This is a genomic window from Neptunomonas sp. (assembly GCF_041601355.1).
Lineage (GTDB): Bacteria > Pseudomonadota > Gammaproteobacteria > Pseudomonadales > Balneatricaceae > Neptunomonas.
In genome coordinates, this window is the sequence record NZ_JBFIIH010000011.1 from 13,179 (window position 1) to 30,257 (window position 17,079).

Below are 17,079 nucleotides of genomic sequence, written 5' to 3' on the forward strand. Positions count from 1 at the left end.
GATGCTACGTAAACCAGCAAGCAAACCATTTGATTATCTTGAGTTTTTAGACACCCTCAATGATGTCGTGCTACGCATCAATAAAACACAGCAGATAGAATACGTAAATCAATGCTGGGAACAGATCAGTGGCTGCTCAAAACAGCAGACTCAAGGTCGTTACCTGGGGGACTTTCTCCACCCTGAAGATAAAACCCTGTGGCAACAGACCATCAGAAAAATAGACCAGCAAAACACCAGCCAGCATATATGGATACGTTTTATTGGCAAAGATAACGAAATACGCTGGTGTGAAATGCGCATTCAATCCATGCACCCTCGCCAGTTATATCCCTTATCAGCCACTCTGTGTGACATTACTCCGCTGGTTCGCAAAGATCAGTTAAAAAATGCCAGCTACAGAAGCCTGACAGGGCTGGTGAACCGCATACCGGCGATGATTTACCGCTCACGAAACGATAAAAACTGGACGATGGAATATGTCAGTGATGGCTGTCTGGAACTGAGTGGCTACAGCGCAGAACAACTACTGAACCAGTCACAACTCTCCTTCGGATCACTGATTCACCCTGAAGATGCCAGTGATGTATGGGCTGAAGTTCAAATAGCCTTAGAAAACATGACTGAGTTCAAGCTGACCTATCGCCTCTTCCATGAATCCGGAGATTGTCAGTACGTGCTCGACAAAGGCAAAGGTATTTATTCGGATACCGGCTCAATATTAGGCGTAGAAGGCGTCATTATCGCCGTCCAACTCACCACCGAACGTCCACAACTACCCCACTAACCCTTTTGGCTTACCCTTTCCTGGGAATTTATCAAAGCAGCATTGCCCCTTACTGTAGATCAACAGCATTTTAGTTTTTCACTGTTTACATCTACAGTTTAAGGAGAGTCTTATGACACAACGAGTAGCTATCATTGGTGCAGGACCTAGTGGCCTGGCACAATTACGCGCTTTTCAGTCTGCACAATCTAAAGGCGATGACATACCTGAGCTCGTCTGTTTTGAAAAGCAGGATGACTGGGGAGGACTCTGGAACTACACCTGGCGTACCGGGTTAGATGAGCACGGTGAACCCGTGCACGGCAGTATGTACCGCTACTTATGGTCAAACGGTCCTAAAGAATGTCTGGAGTTTGCTGACTACAGTTTTGATGAACACTTTGGAAAACCCATCGCATCTTACCCGCCGCGTGAAGTGCTATGGGATTACATCAAAGGACGTGTAGAAAAAGCAGGCGTGCGGGATTACATTCGTTTCAGTACACCAGTTCGTAATGTCAGTTTCGATGAAACGACTAAAAAGTTTACCGTAACAGTACACGACCACATTAACGACAGGGTTTACAGCGAAGAGTTTGATTACGTCATTACCGCCTCCGGCCACTTCTCAACTCCCAAAGTCCCTACGTTTGAAGGCTTCAGCACTTTTGGAGGACGTATATTACATGCCCATGATTTTCGTGATGCACTGGAATTCAAAGACAAAGATATATTACTGGTGGGCAGCAGTTACTCAGCAGAAGATATCGGATCACAGTGTTATAAATACGGCGCACGTAGCCTGACCAGTTGCTACCGGACCGCCCCAATGGGCTTTAAATGGCCAGAGAACTGGGAAGAGAAACCACTACTGCAAAGAGTCGATACCGACACCGCCTATTTCGCCGATGGCAGCAGTAAAAAAATCGACGCTATTATTCTATGTACCGGTTATCTTCACCATTTCCCGTTCCTGCCTGAATCACTTTGTCTGAAAACCGATAACCGCTTATGGCCGCTGGATCTTTATAAAGGCGTTGTATGGGAAGACAACCCACAAATGTTTTATCTGGGTATGCAGGATCAGTGGTACACCTTTAACATGTTTGATGCACAGGCTTGGTATGTCCGTGACATCATCATGGGTAAAATCAAACTGCCGGCCAGTAAAGCAGCGATGACCCAAAATACGCTTGAGTGGCGCGAAAAAGAACTCAAACTTAAAACAGCGGAAGAGATGTTTACCTTCCAGGGTGATTACATTCTGGAACTGATAGAAGCCACCGATTATCCTACGTTTGATATTGAAGGTGTGCGTAAAACATTCCTCGAATGGAAAAATCATAAAAAAGAAAACATTATGACCTTCCGTGATTACTCATATCGCTCGTTAATGACTGGCACCATGGCTCCTCCTCATCATACACCGTGGATCGACGCTTTGGACGACTCCCTTAACGCATATCTTGCAGATGAACCCGTTCAAAAAGCAGGTTAGAACAACTAAGGCATAAGCCCCAACACTGTGTTGGGGCCTCTACTACAGAACAGACAAGCCACTAAGAACGCCACGCCGAAATTAAAAAGAAAGTCTTTAAACGCTTCATCTTCCGCTTCAACAGCCATCATACAATTTATAATGTTGAAAATAACAAATCAGGCTGAAAAGCCGCCAGCCATTATGAATCGCATAAAGAAAGCTGATCACTACGCATAATATTAAACCCGCTATTTCTTTAAATACTGTTATTTCATTAAATAAAACAATAGCTTAAATTCTATCTTATTACGGGTCGAAGCAACGCCTGATAAAAATCTGATTTATTCTAAATAAAATGCGCATGAAATACTAAAGTATATGTTAATCAAGTTAACATTGACTGATACCTATATTATAACTGTATAATCTTTTATGTTAATTTATATTATTTAATATGTTACTAAATCTCTATGGAATGATTAAAAAGGAGATATATGAAAACTGTCGATTTAGAACGTTATGGAATCATTAATCCAAGAGAAGTTATTCATAACCCCTCCTATGATTTTTTATATGAAGAAGAAACAAGGGCTGACTTATGTGGTTTTGAAAAAGCCTTTGTTACGCAGTCTGGTGCCGTCTCCGTCGATACCGGTGCTTTCACGGGAAGGTCTCCAAAAGACAAATACATCGTTAAAGATAAATTAACGGCTGATACCGTCTGGTGGTCAGATCAAGGCACAAATGATAATAAGCCTATTTCTAAGAAGGTATGGAAAGAACTCAAAGAAGTCGCGGCTGAACAATTATCAGAAAAGCGCCTGTTTGTTGTGGACTGCTTTTGTGGAGCAAACATTAACAGCCGCTTGAAAGTTCGTTTTATTACAGAAGTGGCGTGGCAAGCTCATTTCGTAAAAAATATGTTTATTCGCCCTGCTGAGGCTGATCTCATAGGCTTTGATCCTGATTTTGTCGTTTTAAATGCCTCAAAAGGGGTAAATACGCACTGGAAAGAACAAGGACTAAACTCCGAGAACTTCGTTGCATTTAATGTCTCAGAAGGTATGCAGATTATCGGTGGTACCTGGTACGGCGGCGAGATGAAAAAAGGCCTGTTCTCTGCCATGAATTACTTGTTGCCTATAAAGGGAATAGCGTCCATGCATTGCTCTGCAAATGCAGGAGCGGAAGGTGATGTCGCTATATTTTTTGGTTTGTCCGGTACCGGAAAAACCACATTATCAACAGACCCTAAAAGATCCTTAATCGGAGATGATGAGCATGGATGGGATGACGACGGCATTTTTAATCTAGAAGGCGGTTGTTACGCTAAAGTCATTGATCTGGATAAAGATAAAGAACCTGATATTTATGCCGCCATACGAAGAGACGCTTTGCTTGAAAATGTCGTCATAAATGATGAAGGTGTTATTGATTTCAGTAGTCGCGAGAAAACTGAAAATACGCGCGTGTCCTACCCTATTTATCATATTGATAACATAGTAAAACCTGTGTCAAAAGCCGGCCATGCAACGAAAGTTATTTTCCTCACAGCGGATGCTTTTGGCGTCTTGCCTCCAGTATCAAAGTTAACCCTTGAACAGGCGATGTATTACTTTTTATCGGGCTATACATCAAAGGTAGCCGGAACAGAGCTAGGTATCCTCGAGCCTGAACCTACCTTTTCAGCGTGTTTTGGCGCTGCATTTTTACCCTTACACCCTACAAAATATTCTCACGTTCTCGCAGAAAGAATGAAAGCATCAGGTGCAACCGCCTACTTAGTTAATACTGGATGGAATCTGAAAGGGGAGCGTATATCATTGAAAAATACGCGCGCCATTATTGATTCAATTTTGAATGATGAAATAGATAGTGCTTCTTGTGTGACTCTGCGCCACTTTAATCTGGCGGTTCCAACAGAAATAACGGGCGTTCCAAGTCATATTTTGCTTCCGCAAAACTCAGGCCCCTGTTTTGAAAAGTGGGACTCCAGAGCCCGTATTTTAGCCACAAAGTTTATTGAGAATTTTACTCGATTCGCAGGTACAGAAGAAGCCAGCCTGTTAGCCCAGGCAGGCCCTGTCATATAAGACGTTTGCAGTTAGCTTTTGTCGTGTTTGCCCAGGTTTCCCTGGGCTTTTTTTACTTAAAGACAACCTCTGCTGAAGAAAACCCAATTTTTTTCAACGTATCAAAAATATTATCAAGGTCTGTACTAGTAATGATGGAGTCATCATAGTCGGCAATAATAAATGATAGATTGTCGTTATCTATAAGCATGATGAACCACTCATTAAGGTTATTCGGACTTCTCCTTACTGTTGCAGAACTAAAAATACCTTCCTTATATCGCTGAGTTGCCAGATCAATCTTCAATGATTACCCTCCCCCTTTTTTAAATTTTCCAACGCTGCCGCCAGGGTTGGAAAAGTTATCACACTATTTTTTGCAGGTAAGCCAGCCCTGCTTAGTGTTTTTAATGGCTGTCTTTGCAAGTCTGCCAGGTATATTTGTGCATTATATTTTTCTGATACTTCTATAAATTTACTCAACGCAGCAACGCCGCCAGAATCAAGAATAGAGACGCCGTCAAGATATAGGACCATTCCTTTCTTGCTTTCACACAATAAGGATAATTCACCAAAAACCTTATCAGCAGCAGCGAAAAAAAGAGGCCCGGTTATTTTAAATACACTCCATCCGGCAGGTATGTCAATATCTATCAGTTTACTGCTGTGTGTTATATCACGCACCGTGGTCATTTCCGCTATCTCTTTCATAAAGAGTAAAGACGCTAATATAATTCCTGCTGTTATAGCGAGTACCATGTCAAACAGTACGGTGAGAGAAAAGCAGACCAAAAAGACCATTACATCACTTCTTGGGGCTGTTTTAATCAGATGAAAAGCTTTTGGTGCTTCGCTCATATTCCACGCAACAATGATTAATAAAGCAGCCATACTCGCCATGGGTAAAAATGAAAGAACTTTCGACAGAGACAGCAGAGCAACTAAAACAACTAAGGCGTGAATAATAGATGCTATCGGGGTTTTCGCACCTGATTTCAGGTTGGCAGCAGATCTGGCGATTGCCGCCGTGGCTGTAATGCCTCCAAAGAAAGGAGTAATTATATTGCCAATCCCCTGTCCTAATAACTCACTGTTTGCACTATGCTTTTTCCCTGTCATGCCATCTAATATAACCGCACATAATAATGACTCAATGGCACCCAGCATGGCTATTGCAAATGCGGCAGGCAGCAAATCTTGTAACAGTTGCCAATTAAAAACTAAAGAAACCTCCCCTGGTTGAGTTCTATCCCACGGCCATTGCAGATCAGGCAGCATTGACGGTATCCCAAAACCCTGCACTCCATTGGGCAAAGTGAAGCTAAATGTAGAGCCTATTGTTGCTACTTCTACACTTGATTGATTGGCCATTAAAGCCATGATACTCCCTATCACGACTGCCGGGAGGTGTGGAGGCACGGGTGTTTTTAAATAGGGCCAGGTTAGCATGACAAGTAAAGTGACAGCGCCAACAGATAAGCTCCATAGATTATAGTCGGGCATCAGATGAAAAAGCAGATTAACTTTTTCAGCAAAATGTTCCGGCATATCGACGATATGCAACCCTAAGAAATCTTTTATCTGTAATGTTGCAATAACTACAGCTATGCCGCCAGTAAACCCAAGAGTCACGGACTCGGGGATATATTCGATGTATCGCCCTAACCTTAGAAAAGCCATTAACACCAGGATAACTCCAGCAAGAATACTTGCCAGCAATAATCCGGATAATCCATATTGCTGCACAATTGGGTAGAGTATCACTACAAAAGCGGCTGTAGGCCCTGAAACGCTATACCTGGACCCTCCTGTCAACGGGATGATAAAGCCGGCAATAATGGCGGTATATAAACCGTATTCCGGCGCAACACCACTCGCAATCGCCAGTGCCATCGCTAGAGGGATTGCAATAATCCCCACAGTAATTCCAGCGAGTAAATCTTGTGAAAATATCTTTAGGCCGTAGGGAGTTTCACTTAAGGACTCTCGCAGAGCATGAAACATGCGTAATGTGAAGAGATGGGATCTATGCGCCATAGTGCTTTCACTCGCTATCTAACATCGTATAATATGTGTATTATCCTCTCATTATAAGTTAATACAATGTTAATGTGATTAACATAGAATCACATAGGAGCATCGCTATGGAAAATCGTACCGCAAGGTTGACTCTATTAATTGATCCCCAAAAAAAGAAGGCTTTTGAACAGCTATGTAGTCGTGAGGATGTGACCCCATCACAGAAAGTGAGACAGTTTATTCGTGAGTATATAGAAGCGAACCTGGGGCCTGACTGGAAGGATGATGTTTTCAAAAAAGGTGAGTGAAATTTACTATTTCAACTCACCCCTGCGGCAAGTCAGATAATAGAGGGGCCGACAATGGACATTGACTTCTCTACACCATTAAGCAAACAGTTTCAGCCCTCCTACGCCGAAAACAATTAAGGCTATACACGCGATTCTTAGCATGCTGCCCGATTCATCCAGGAACAAAATACCATATGAAGCGAGAACTGCAGTGCCAATGCCAGTCCAGATGGCATAAGCCGTTCCCATCGGTATGGTACGCATAGCCAGGGATAACAAGCCCAGGCTGAGGATAATTAAAAGCACACTGATTACTGATGGCCACAGCCGAGTGAAACCATCACTGTATTTGAGCCCTACCGCCCAGCAGCATTCAAGCACACCGGCAATACAAAGATAAATCCACCCCATGTTCTACTCCCTTACATCACTGTAATAACCCTATGAAAACCATGCAAAACACATAGCAAAAGAGAAGCGATTTGACGACTCAACCGCCAAATCGCATGAAACAGCATCCGTACAAAATCTATAATTCAGCTTTGTAAAAACACGTCTATTGTTAGTTCATCGGATCAAATTGTGATAAGTATTCAACAACCATTGGATGAAAGCGCGTTAACCCTTTGTATTCCACCAACGGTGCCGGAAGGGTTTTCATGGCGCGGTGCATTCGCTTTGCCCATTGCGGATTTGTCACCAAATCCTCCAGGCTTATCAGATAAGTACGAATACTGAACATCAGTGCATTGCTGCGGGGCATACGGTCAAGCACCTGCACCTCCACCCGCAGGTGTACTTTTTCTGCCACATTTTCAGGGGTCACGCTGGCACGTTCATTCCCCCAGGATGGATAGGTTTCCGGAGAGGTGTCCATTCTTGCATTAATCGTCAGTGTCCAATTTAAACGACGCACCGGACGGCCTACCTGAATCGCGGTTAAATACTTCAATGCCCGCTCAAATATCCCTTCTTCACGCGCCATCGGTACAGGCCCATGCCATTCAGAAAAACTCATACCGGCATCAAATGCTAACGACCAGTCAGCCGGACAAGTGACAATTCCTGCATCCATAAACAGATCAGCGTCCCGTTGATCGAGGATAGCAAAGTCACCCTGCACCTGACGTCCTATGTATTCCAATGGTGACATCGGCAATGTACTGCTATCACCAAAAACAAAATCATCCTGTATATCGAGTAGTTTGTTGTGCCAATGCCAGTTATCACCTTGTTTAGTCAGACTGAAATGTTCTGGATAATCCTCAGATAAAGCGCTCATCACACGCTCTATCATGTCCCAGCAGGCCAGATCCATATGCTCCATACTTAAGCATCGGGCAGGATTTTCTTTAAGAACAATGGCGCGCTCCGCCATTTCTGATAAATAGTGCTCATCGATATCCAGAAACTTCTCAAATACTGATCCATCTGGCCCTGGCATAGCATGTGGTTCTATATTGACCGAATAGCGATATTCGTCTTCGACAAACGGAAACGGAAAACGAGAAATGGCTTCTTTGCTATTGCTATAGGTAAAATCATTCCGGAAACTTTGTACCGGCTTTGGTGAGATACGCATAAATCATTACTCCTAAATATCTAAGACCAGTCGGTCACTGTGAGCGCGGGAGACACAAGGCATAACACAATCCTGACGGGCTTTTTCATCTACGGATAAGAAGTTATCGCGGTGTTCGATTTCACCCTCGGTTACCGGCGTGGCACACTGGCCACACACCCCACCGCGACACAAATTAGGGATGGCGACTTCCGCCGCTTCTAAGGCTTCCAGCAGGCTTTCAGACTCACCGACCTGCAAGGTTTTCCCGGTGGATTTGAGTTCTACCGTAAAAGTTTTACCCGGCTTAGGTGCGGCAAATTCTTCATAATGAATGACGCTGTCAGGCCATCCCAGCTCACCTGCAACCGATTGAACATCCTTTATCAAAGCTTCCGGCCCACAAATATAAATATGTGTACCTAACGGCCGATCAGCTAACAGTTCAGAGATATTACAGCGTTGTGCCTGATCAGAATCGTAACTGAAAAACCGTTGACCCAGTTGCTCGGCCAGTTCCGATTGATACGCGCCGGTTTGTTTGCTTCTGAACAGATAATGTAATTCGAAGTCTGCCTGGCGACGCTGCATCTCTGGCAGGTATGACATAAAGGGTGTAATCCCTACGCCAGCCGCTAACAGAACATGCTTTTTGGCACTCCAGTCGGGTATAAATAAATTAGCCGGCGGCGAAATCAAGAGCTCATCGCCCTCTTTGACCTGCTGGTGCATAAATACAGAACCGCCACGGGAACTATCCTGCAAGCGAACGGCGATACGATAGGCAGACGTATCATAAGAATCACTTAACAGTGAATACGCATTACGATAAGTTTTGTTCTCGCCTGGCATCTCAACAACAACATGAGAACCCGGTGAAAATGGATAGAGACTGCCTTTCGCAGCCGTTAAGGTAAATTCGCGGATCATAGGAGCAACCTGAACCACCGCTGCCACCCTGACTTTAATCTTATCATTACTCATTAGCTTAGCTCCTGCGGTAATGGCAGATCGGCCGGATCTTCAGCGTTTATCTGCACACCTACATAAGCTGAATGCAGTCGGGAAAAGTGATCACGTACGAGAAGATTACGCTGACAATAACTACACACAGCGGGAGAGTGTGTTACGTCTTCTGTGATGTGGTGACAATGTGTGCAAAACAGACGACGCTGACGGGAGACAGGCGCAAACATTTTGACCTGTTCGGCTACCATGCCAGCCTGAATTGCCACACTATGTAGGTCCCACATAAACGCTTCACAACCTTGCAGGTAGATCGTAGTACTCAGAGGCAGCTCCGCGAGTAACCGGGTTAACTTTTCTTTTAAGGCAGAATGCGTTACTACGATTGTTTCGTGATCACTGCTGAACTCATCTTCTGATGCAAGCAGCCGGTTTTTCTTCGGGTCTTCTATCGATGAATATAGAGTCTGAAACTCTTTTGACTGATGCCCTTCGCAGATAAACAGATGATGAGCAGATTTATTATTGACAATAACTGGCGAATAAATCGGCCGATTAGTGGGTGCTTCTAGAGACTCGGGGTGCATAAAAAACGCCTCCTGAAATAAAATTACGCTATTTTCAATAACAGCGATCAGAGCCTTTTACCAGCCCCAAATAAGTATCAAAACAGAACTAAAAAGGAGCCATGAATATTCCTATTTGTTAATAAATTTTACTACTGATAAATCTCATCACAATACTCTGGAAGACATACACAAAAGTGGGTAACCCACCGGGATAAAAAACAAAAAAAACCAACCATGGCATCTGATTGGTTTTGAGCTTGTTACCCCCGAAGCGGTTGTGGCGCAATAAACAGGCTATTCGATTAACTTATTTAATCCGTAAACCTGCCCTTCATATTCTGCCATTGCGTCTAGCAATGCCCCCCACAGATAGGTAGCTGAAGCGCTATCACTCATAATCGAGAATACTTGTTCGCTACCGATGACATGATGAATAATAATCGCATTGACTCGTGCCACGGATGTTTGGGCAATAGCGCCTGGCGGAAAGGACGCTGCACGCAGATCCACACCACACACTTTGGCAAGAATATCCGGGCAATGCTTACCGGTCATCGCAAACCACGTATGGCTATCCTGACAATAAAGCGGATAACAGCCGCGCTCGGGCAATGCATACCCCTCTACCCGGTCACAGACATTCTGTTGAGGATGACTTAACAGCCAAAACTCTTTCTGGCTCAGGCGTAACACCCAATCACCTTGCGACGTCATAGCGGCCTGATTAGGTAAAGCCGGCACAGGAAAACCCATGCTGTTCAGATACTGCTCTGCGTTAACGCCTCTGAAACCCGCGCGGGGGACTAATGATAGGTCAATCAGACCCGGAGCATCTGAATCGTTACCGGTAGATAACGCCAAGACACCACCCGCCACTTGCATAAACGTGTTATCAGCGGATTTTTCACCGCTAAACTGCCGATAAATAAAACTGCGTTGTGAGTAAGACTCAGGTTGAATCGTATTCATCGTTTACATCTCCTGACGACTGTTATCGGGGTCATAAAAAGGTAATGCCACCACTTCAGCCATGACCATTTCACCGTTGTTGACACGAATAGGAAGCTGAAATCCGATATCTGATTGGTTAATACCGGCATATGCCATGCCGATAATGGCATTCGTGGCGGGTGAAAACTCACACGACGTCACGTTGCCACTGATATTTTCACCCTCCAGCACCAGATGACCTTCTTCAGGCTTTGTACTGCTTACGGGCAATTTAAAACCCACCAATTTACGCGTTTGTTTCTGAGCCATAACGATATCGACTGAGCGACAACCAATAAAAAACGGTTTTTTACGGTTCACCGCCCAATTAAGCGAGAGCTCTCCGGGATGACTCATCCCATCCGTATCCTGACTGACGATAATATGGCCTTTTTCCAGCCTCAACAGGCGCTGGGTCTCGACACCGAAGGGCTTAATATCCAGAGATTTTCCAGCTTCCATCAGAGCGTCCCACAGCGCTTCACCGAAACGCGCTGGCACATGAATTTCGTATCCGAGTTCGCCGACAAACCCAACCCGTAACAGACGCGAAGGGATTCCTGCCACAGTGCCTTCCCGATAAGCCAGATAGGGAAATCCTTCGCAGCTTAAATCGATATCGCTGGTCAGTTTTTCAAGCACTTTACGGGCATCAGGCCCCGCCAGATTGACAGCGGAAAACGCAGACGTGACATTGGCTATATCAATATCCAGACGCCACTGCGCGTTCCATTTCATCATGTCACGATAAACACGATCGACACCGCCGGTGGTAGCTGTCACATAAAAGTGTTCATCGCTAATACGACAGGCAACACCATCATCTATGACAACGCCTTGTTCACTGGTCAATACAGCGTAACGTGTTTTACCGACCGGTTGCTTAAGAAAGACAAAGGTATAAATTCGATTCATGAACTCTGCAGCGTCTGGTCCGCGTATATCGATTCCGCCCAGCGTACTAACATCAATCAATCCCACTTTATTACGCACATGGGTGGCTTCTGCATGAATGCATTGATCTCTGTCGCCCGGCTTTCCATAAAATGCCGGACGTTGCCAGTTACCTGCCGGTATCATTTTCGCGCCCAGTTCCAGGTGACGATAATGCATGGCCGTCTGGCGTGAAGGATCAAAAATTCGTCCGGCCACATGTGCCAGTTTTTCCGGGCAATAAGGAGGCCTGGCGGTGGTCACTCCGGTTTCAGTAACAGTTCTGTCTGTCGCTTTAGCCACCAAACGTGCCGTTGGTAAAGCCGAGTGCCGTCCTTGAGATGGCCCCATTCCTACTGTAGAAAAGCGTTTAACCAGCTGTACATCGCGATAGCCCAGACGCGTTGCATTAATAATATCTTTGGCCTGAAGGTCTTCATCAAAATCTACAAAGTCTTTGCCTTTAGGATGGCTGAAAATAGGCCATTTATAATTCAGTGTACGCGTGCACTTTATCGGCAGTGCGGTTTCTTCAGTTAAGCCCAGCTGTTGCAGTGCCTTTAATGCCGCAAACCGGCCATCAGCCACCACGGCATCCAGTGAGTTAATGCCATTCACTGAACCGGCAATATAGAGATGATCCGGTAAGTTGGACAAACTGAATAGCGCTGCGTCATCATCATATTTCAGCTGTCCACCTGCCTGGCAAAGCAACTGATAAGCAGGCATATATCCGGCCGACATACACAGCAAATCACATTCAATAATAGTAGATGCCTTGTCTACTTCACCGCGTGCAACAATTTTACGAATATCGACTGCACATATGTGTTTATTCCCCTTGGTAGGCAGGGCCTCATAAACGGTAAAACCAGACTTAACCCGGATACCCTTTTTTTGCACCGCACTGACAAGTTCCGGGTTATCTGCTTGCTCGCGCATATCAATCACAGCAGCAACCAATACACCCTGCTGGTGCAGTTCTATGGCGGTCAGATATCCATCATCATTACCCGTTAATACAACCGCTTGTTGCGCGGGCTTAATAGCATAGTGCTTCATCAAGCGCATTGCTGCACTGCTCATCATGACACCGGGCAAATCGTTATTACGAAACACCACATGCTGCTCAAAAGCGCCGGAGGCCACAATGCACTCTTTTGCGCGCACTTTAAACATCCGCTTGCCTTGTATTACCGGCAAGTAGTTATCCGTAAACCAGGCATTACAGGTCGCATTGACTAACACGTCAATCTTGCTGTGAGCTTCTACCCTGGCGACCAGGTCAGTACGCAGTTTATCGGCGACAACACCTTCTTCATCAAAACGGCTATAGGTGAGCGCACCGCCAAGAATAGGCTGTTCCTCTACCAATAAAACACTGGCTCCGGCATCAGCCGCTTCCAGTGCAGCCGCTAAACCGGCGGGGCCAGCGCCGACCACCAGCACATCATGAAACAGATATTTTTTATCGTAATATTCTGGCTGAAACGTTAAGTCCAACTTACCCAAACCCGCTTTTTTACGGATAAAGCCTTCCCACTTATCCCACACACCCATCGGTTTAAAAAACGACCGATAATAAAAACCGACCGGCATGAAACGTCCGAAATGACCAAGAACCGCATCACGGTCGTTTTCTAAAGTACCGTTATAATTCTGCCCTTCAACCGTCATCGCGGAGGTGATTGTTTGTCTGTCGGCAAGAACGTTAGGCTCGCCACCCAACTGTACCAGAGTATTCGCATCCTGCCCGGCCATTGTTAAAGGGCCACGCGGGCGATGATATTTAAAGGAGCGTGACATCAGCCAATGATTGTTGGCTAATAACGCACTGGCTATCGAATCGCCTTCAAAACCTGTGAAGGTTTTCCCTTCAAAGGTAAAACTGACCGATTTTTCACGGTTGATTAGCAATCCCATCGGGGCTTCTAAGCGCATAAGATAATTCACTTTAACAGCTTCGTTCATACCACAGCCTCCTCTGCTTTTATCGGAAACTCATAGCGTTGATTGAAAATTTCCGATGCATCAAAAGTACGAATGATTTCATCACTTGCGGTATGTCGCTCAGCGATAAACCAATATCCGGAGGGCGCATGTAACCACCACTCCGTCACAATACCGATAGCGTTGTCGGAATAGAAAACATAGTCTGCCCATTCCATATCGCTGCAGGTATTAGGATCAGGCATCTGACGTACTTCACCACCGTGGACAAATTCACTGATGTTACGTGGCCCGTTTAGCGGGCAATTCATGATTTTCATAACGTTTACCTCGCTTAATGGCTGGCTGCCGTTGCGCCCATTTCATTGACCTGACGAAACACATTGAAACGATCCATCGCAAATGGCTTGATCAGCTCAGGAACCTTTCCGCCACTGGCAACCAACTCAGCCATTGTCTTGCCGCAGATAGGTGTCGATTTAAAGCCCCATGTTCCCCACCCCGCATCCAGGTAATAATTCTCAACCGGACTCAGTCCCATGATCGGACTGTAATCCGATGTCATATCGGTAATACCTGTCCATTGACGCATCAGGCGCAGATTGGCCATAAACGGAAACATCTCAATAGCATGGGCTAATAAGCCTTCTTTCAGGTCAAGCGTAGAGCGGGTGTTGTACAGTGGATAAGGGTCGGAGCCGCCACCAAATACAATTTCTCCACGTCCGGTTTGTTGCACGTAACAATGCAAGGCGGATGAACTCACCATCTGGTCCAGGAATGGTTTAACCGGCTGAGTAACCATCGCTTGCAGAGGATAAGTGGTAATCGGCATGCGAAAACCCGCTTTGGCAGCCACTAACGAACTATGTCCGGCTACCGCTTGCACAGCGCATCCACACTGAATGGTACCGCGATTGGTTTTGACGCCCGTGACTTTGCCATTTTCGACAATCACATCGGTCACTTCGGTTAACTGGTGCAATTCAACACCGCGTTGAGTCGCTCCTTTTGCATACCCCCACGCGACTGCATCATGACGTGCAGTGGCGCCATCCATGTGCCACAGCCCTGCTAATACAGGCATGTGCGCAGGGTTCATATTTAGTGTAGGCACCAGCTCTTTTATTTCCGCAGGCCCTATTAATTCGGTGCGACCACCAAAGTGTTTATTGACTTCAGTACGCTGACGAAAGGATCTGACCGTGGCATCAGTATGAGCAAGCGTAAGCTGACCGCGCTCTGAATACATAATGTTGAAATCGAACTCATTTGAAAGCTCTTTAAAGAGTTTTACTGACTCACTGTAAAACTTAACCCCTTCAGAAGTAAGATAATTGGATCGGATAACCGCTGTATTTCGTGCGGTATTGCCTCCACCCAGATAGCCTTTTTCTAAAATTGCGACATTGGTAATACCGTGGTATTTAGCCAGGTAATATGCCGTAGCAACGCCATGTCCACCGCCTCCGATAATGACGACGTCATAGCTGGATTTCAGTTCAGATGGCACAGGCAGATCTGCATTTTTTTCAAATGGGTAGTCTTTATTCAGACCATATTTCAATAATGAGAAAGGCATTAAAATTTTCTCCTTAACACAGACACCAGCAACCATCTGATGCCGAATTCGCTATTAAAAGTCAGCTTAACCGGCTTCACGTTCCAGCGCTCTGGCCAGAACTTGAGAACGCGCTGCTGTCAGGGTATTTTTCATAAGACAGGCAATAGTCATGGGGCCTACACCACCCGGTACGGGTGTAATTGCAGCGGCAATTGGCTCAACTGACGTAAAGTCCACATCGCCTACCAGCCGGCGACGCCCATCACGTTCAATCGCATTGATACCCACATCAATGACGGTTGCGCCAGGTTTGATCCAACTAGCAGAAACAAACTCAGGGCGCCCGATCGCCGCCACCACAATATCGGCTTGCGAACACAAGGCTTCAATATTTTTAGTGCGCGAATGCACCATGGTGACGGTACAATTTTCCTGCAGTAGGAGTGCGGCCATGGGTTTACCCACAATGTTTGAACGACCGATCACCACTGCATTTTTGCCACTGAGATCTTCAAATACTGTTTTCAGCATGATAATGCAGCCCAGTGGTGTACAAGGCACCAGAGAGGCCTCTCCGCAGGCGAGCGCACCCACATTAAGAGGGTGAAAACCATCAACATCTTTGTCCGGGCTGATAGCCGAAATAATTTCAGCCTCGTTTAAATGTGCCGGCAAAGGAAGCTGCACTAAAATACCGTGAACCATGGGATCTGTGTTCAGCTCATCCACCAGCTTGTTTAAGGCTTGCTGGCTGCACGTCGCCGCTAAGCGATGCTCAATTGAATTAAGCCCGACTTCTTCAGCACGTTTCACCTTATTTCGCACATAAACCTGACTGGCAGGATCTTCACCTACCAGCACAACGGCCAGACCCGGTTTAATGCCATAAGTGGTCTTAAATTCAGCAACCTCTGCAGCGGTGTCTTCAATAACCTGCTGAGATATCTGTTTGCCATCAATTAAAAAAGCCATTCTTGTTGTCTCCTATTTGAAAACAACGGTCTTGTTTCCATCGAGAAACACACGATGATCAACATGCAATTTAACGGCTTTGGCAAGCGCTACAGTTTCCGTGTCACGGCCTACAGCGACTAAGGCATCGGCGTTATAGGTATGATCCACAGGCTGTACTGACTGTTCAATAATCGGACCTTCATCCAGGTCAGAAGTGACATAATGCGCGGTCGCACCAATTAGCTTCACACCACGGGTATGTGCCTGGTGGTAAGGTTTGGCACCTTTGAAACCCGGAAGGAAAGAGTGATGGATATTAATCGCACGACCACTGAGGGCCTTACACAATCCATCTGACAGAATTTGCATATATCGCGCCAATACGATCAGCTCTGTACCGGTTTCTTTAATAATATTCAGTAGCTCTTTTTCCTGCTCCAGCTTATTGTCTTTGGTCACTGGCAGATAAATAAAGCGGATACCTTCACGCTCTGCCATTGGACGTAAATCTTTATGGTTAGAAACAATGGCGGTGATTTCCATGTTGAGTTCGCCTTTGTGCAGGCGATACATCAAATTATCCAGGCAGTGATCAAACTTACTCACCATGATCAGCGTTTTGGTGGGTGCTGTTGCCGACACCATTTTCCAATCCATATCAAATACTTCAGAGACGCTGGAGAACTCGCCCTGAAGATCAGCAAGACCATGGCCTCCGGATTCAACATGAAAACGCGCACGCATAAAAAATCGACCGCTTTCGTTATCATCAAACTGCGATAGCTCGCTGATATAACAGCCGCGTTCAGAAAGGAAAGTAGTAACCGCTGCGATAATTCCGCTACCTGCTTCACAACTGGCTTTCAGTAAAAATTCTTGTTTATCTGCCGGTATATTCATAGTCGTAGCCCTTAAGGCCTCCTTACAATGGTTTAAAAACACTTACATATTCGATTTTTAAGTGC

Annotated in this window: 16 protein-coding genes; 4 read left to right on the plus strand and 12 right to left on the minus strand. The window is 45.5% G+C overall.

Annotated elements, in window-relative coordinates:
* The first annotated feature begins 1 nt into the window (after position 1).
* The 3 genes from ABY436_RS03255 to pckA all read left to right on the plus strand — a co-directional run bounded on the left by ABY436_RS03255 (position 2) and on the right by pckA (position 4,339).
* Entirely contained in the window at positions 2–787 is a 786-nt protein-coding gene (locus ABY436_RS03255) for a PAS domain-containing protein (RefSeq protein WP_372737596.1), read from the plus strand.
* A 112-nt stretch (positions 788–899) separates the two neighbouring features.
* Positions 900–2,264 carry an NAD(P)-binding domain-containing protein gene (locus ABY436_RS03260; RefSeq protein ID WP_372737597.1) on the plus strand — a complete coding sequence of 455 codons (1,365 nt, stop codon included), beginning with the start codon at positions 900–902 and terminating at the stop codon, positions 2,262–2,264.
* A gap of 476 nt (positions 2,265–2,740) precedes the next feature.
* Positions 2,741–4,339 (plus strand): phosphoenolpyruvate carboxykinase (ATP), encoded by a 1,599-nt coding sequence (pckA, locus tag ABY436_RS03265; RefSeq protein ID WP_372737598.1) that lies wholly within the window; start codon positions 2,741–2,743, stop codon positions 4,337–4,339.
* Between the two features lie 52 nt (positions 4,340–4,391).
* Here the strand turns inward: pckA and ABY436_RS03270 are convergent, their stop codons facing one another.
* Together ABY436_RS03270 and dauA are read right to left on the minus strand one after the other, a co-directional pair.
* Entirely contained in the window at positions 4,392–4,625 is a 234-nt protein-coding gene (locus ABY436_RS03270) for a hypothetical protein (protein ID WP_372737599.1), read from the minus strand.
* Positions 4,622–6,355 carry a C4-dicarboxylic acid transporter DauA gene (dauA, locus tag ABY436_RS03275; RefSeq protein WP_372737600.1) on the minus strand — a complete coding sequence of 578 codons (1,734 nt, stop codon included), beginning with the start codon at positions 6,353–6,355 and terminating at the stop codon, positions 4,622–4,624. The genes ABY436_RS03270 and dauA overlap by 4 nt, the downstream gene beginning before the upstream one ends.
* Before the next feature lie 107 nt (positions 6,356–6,462).
* Between dauA and ABY436_RS03280 the strand changes: the two genes are divergently transcribed.
* Positions 6,463–6,645: a CopG family transcriptional regulator gene (locus ABY436_RS03280; RefSeq protein WP_372737601.1), complete on the plus strand. Its 183-nt coding sequence runs from the start codon at positions 6,463–6,465 to the stop codon at positions 6,643–6,645.
* 78 nt (positions 6,646–6,723) lie between these two features.
* On the opposite strand, the gene ABY436_RS03285 is transcribed toward ABY436_RS03280, so the two are convergent.
* The 10 genes from ABY436_RS03285 to purU all read right to left on the minus strand — a co-directional run bounded on the left by ABY436_RS03285 (position 6,724) and on the right by purU (position 17,014).
* The gene (locus ABY436_RS03285; RefSeq protein WP_372737602.1) at positions 6,724–7,038 is read right to left on the minus strand and encodes a multidrug efflux SMR transporter; all 315 of its coding nucleotides are present in this window, start codon (positions 7,036–7,038) and stop codon (positions 6,724–6,726) included.
* A 151-nt stretch (positions 7,039–7,189) separates the two neighbouring features.
* On the minus strand, positions 7,190–8,209 hold the full coding sequence (locus ABY436_RS03290; RefSeq protein WP_372737603.1) for a DUF3445 domain-containing protein: 1,020 nt from the start codon (positions 8,207–8,209) through the stop codon (positions 7,190–7,192).
* Positions 8,210–8,221: 12 nt separating this feature from the next.
* Positions 8,222–9,172: a 2Fe-2S iron-sulfur cluster-binding protein gene (locus tag ABY436_RS03295; RefSeq protein ID WP_372737604.1), complete on the minus strand. Its 951-nt coding sequence runs from the start codon at positions 9,170–9,172 to the stop codon at positions 8,222–8,224.
* Positions 9,172–9,741 carry a dimethylamine monooxygenase subunit DmmA family protein gene (locus ABY436_RS03300; protein ID WP_372737605.1) on the minus strand — a complete coding sequence of 190 codons (570 nt, stop codon included), beginning with the start codon at positions 9,739–9,741 and terminating at the stop codon, positions 9,172–9,174. Before ABY436_RS03300 ends, ABY436_RS03295 begins: the two co-directional genes overlap by 1 nt.
* A gap of 276 nt (positions 9,742–10,017) precedes the next feature.
* Complete coding sequence (locus ABY436_RS03305) at positions 10,018–10,692, minus strand: sarcosine oxidase subunit gamma (RefSeq protein ID WP_372737606.1); 675 nt, start codon at positions 10,690–10,692, stop codon at positions 10,018–10,020.
* Between the two features lie 3 nt (positions 10,693–10,695).
* Positions 10,696–13,617, minus strand: a complete 2,922-nt coding sequence (locus ABY436_RS03310; RefSeq protein ID WP_372737607.1) for a 2Fe-2S iron-sulfur cluster-binding protein — start codon at positions 13,615–13,617, stop codon at positions 10,696–10,698.
* Positions 13,614–13,916, minus strand: a complete 303-nt coding sequence (locus ABY436_RS03315; RefSeq protein WP_372737608.1) for a sarcosine oxidase subunit delta — start codon at positions 13,914–13,916, stop codon at positions 13,614–13,616. Before ABY436_RS03315 ends, ABY436_RS03310 begins: the two co-directional genes overlap by 4 nt.
* Before the next feature lie 14 nt (positions 13,917–13,930).
* Positions 13,931–15,178 (minus strand): FAD-dependent oxidoreductase, encoded by a 1,248-nt coding sequence (locus ABY436_RS03320; RefSeq protein ID WP_372737609.1) that lies wholly within the window; start codon positions 15,176–15,178, stop codon positions 13,931–13,933.
* 66 nt (positions 15,179–15,244) lie between these two features.
* Entirely contained in the window at positions 15,245–16,132 is an 888-nt protein-coding gene (folD, locus tag ABY436_RS03325) for a bifunctional methylenetetrahydrofolate dehydrogenase/methenyltetrahydrofolate cyclohydrolase FolD (protein ID WP_372737610.1), read from the minus strand.
* Between the two features lie 12 nt (positions 16,133–16,144).
* Positions 16,145–17,014 (minus strand): formyltetrahydrofolate deformylase, encoded by an 870-nt coding sequence (gene purU, locus ABY436_RS03330; protein WP_372737611.1) that lies wholly within the window; start codon positions 17,012–17,014, stop codon positions 16,145–16,147.
* Between the last annotated feature and the right edge of the window lie 65 nt (positions 17,015–17,079).